The sequence below is a fragment of the Fibrobacter sp. UWH4 genome, from assembly GCF_900142475.1.
GTDB lineage: Bacteria > Fibrobacterota > Fibrobacteria > Fibrobacterales > Fibrobacteraceae > Fibrobacter.
The window spans coordinates 1-1,185 of record NZ_FRAY01000021.1; the positions used below are offsets into that span (position 1 = coordinate 1).

Below are 1,185 nucleotides of genomic sequence, written 5' to 3' on the forward strand. Positions count from 1 at the left end.
ATGGCAAAAGAACATTTTGACAGAAGCAAGCCGCACTGCAACATCGGCACCATCGGCCACGTTGACCACGGCAAGACCACTCTGACCGCCGCAATCTGCACGACCCTCGCTGCACGCGGCCTCGCCGCCGCCAAGCGTTTCGACGAAATCGACAACGCTCCCGAAGAAAAGGCCCGCGGTATCACGATTAACACCTCCCACGTGGAATACACCACTGCAAACCGTCACTACGCTCACGTCGACTGCCCGGGGCACGCCGACTACGTCAAGAACATGGTGACCGGTGCTGCCCAGATGGACGGCGCCATCCTCGTTGTTGCAGCTACTGACGGCCCGATGCCGCAGACCCGTGAACACATCCTCCTCGCCCACCAGGTTGGCGTGCCGAAGATCGTCGTGTTCATGAACAAGGTTGACATGGTGGACGACGAAGAACTCCTCGACCTCGTGGAAATGGAAGTCCGCGACCTTCTGTCCAAGTACGAATTTGACGGCGACAACACCCCGATCATCCGCGGTTCCGCCCTCAAGGCCCTCGAAGGCGACCCTGCCTACCAGGACAAGATCATGGAACTCATGGACGCCTGCGACACCTACATCCCGCTCCCGGCCCGTGAAACCGAAAAGCCGTTCCTGATGCCGATCGAAGACGTGTTCACCATCACCGGTCGTGGCACTGTCGCCACCGGTCGTATCGAACGCGGCGTCGTCCACCTGAACGACAAGGTCGAACGCGTCGGTCTCGGCGAAACTGCCGAATACGTCGTTACCGGCGTTGAAATGTTCCGCAAGCTCCTCGACGACGCCCAGGCTGGCGACAACGTCGGTCTGCTCCTCCGCGGCGCAGAAAAGAAGGACATCAGCCGCGGCCAGGTGCTCGCAGCCCCGAAGTCCGTCACCCCGCACGCCGAATTCAAGGCTGAAATCTACGTCCTGACGAAGGACGAAGGCGGCCGTCACACTCCGTTCATGAACGGCTACCGTCCTCAGTTCTACTTCCGCACCACCGACGTGACTGGCACGATCCAGCTTCCGGAAGGTGTCGAAATGGTGACTCCGGGTGACACCGTGACCATCCACGTGAACCTGATCGCCCCGGTGGCAATGGAAAAGCAGCTCCGCTTCGCAATCCGCGAAGGTGGCCGTACCGTTGGCGCTGGCTCCGTAACCGAAATCATCAAGTAA

1 protein-coding gene is annotated in these 1,185 nt (G+C 60.3%); it reads left to right on the forward strand.

Features of this window, described 5'->3' with window-relative positions; translation table 11 throughout:
• Nucleotides 1–1,185: an elongation factor Tu gene (gene tuf / locus BUA93_RS15675; RefSeq protein ID WP_072981006.1), complete on the forward strand. Its 1,185-nt coding sequence runs from the start codon at nucleotides 1–3 to the stop codon at nucleotides 1,183–1,185.